The sequence below is a fragment of the Enterobacter sp. 01-M-03-SI-ECC genome (genome assembly GCF_047530215.1).
Taxonomy (GTDB): Bacteria; Pseudomonadota; Gammaproteobacteria; order Enterobacterales; family Enterobacteriaceae; genus Enterobacter; species Enterobacter chengduensis.
Genome location: NZ_JBLKDA010000103.1, coordinates 1 through 513, shown reverse-complemented (window position 1 = coordinate 513; position 513 = coordinate 1). Strand labels below are relative to the sequence as shown.

The window sequence follows — 513 nt, the reverse complement described above, 5'->3', positions numbered from 1 at the left end:
TGTATATCGACGGTATCGGCACCGAAGCGGGCAAACCCGACAGCCTGATTGGCCAGTCGCTGGGGATTGCGGATACGGGCGTGATTGCCAAAACGGATAAAGCGGTAGCGGGTCTGATATCCACCCTCTCACTGACGCTTGGCGATCTAAAAAACCGCCTAAAAAGCCAGATATTAATTGTCAAATCACTTCAGTTCGATATTTTCGGGTTCAGCCGCGGTGCCGCAGCGGCACGTCATTTCGCCAACCGCGTCCTGGCGCAGGACAGCGCGATTATCGCCGCCATTCGTCAGGGACTGAACGGCGTCGCCTTTCAGGGGTCGCCTGCCGGAAAGACCCGATTTATTGGCATATTTGACACCGTTGCGGCCATCGGCAGCCCGGTGAACGGTATGAATCCCCACTCAGCCAGTACCGGCGGGGTGAACATCACCCTGCCTCCCGGCATCGCGGAGAAGGTCTTCCACATCACGGCGGGAAATGAGTGCCGGTTTAACTTTGCCCTGAACAGCG

General features: G+C 57.3%; 1 pseudogene. It reads left to right on the top strand.

The features are described 5' to 3' along the window. Nucleotides 1–513, top strand: a pseudogene (locus ACMWKK_RS26255) (type VI secretion system tube protein Hcp); the annotation flags it as partial.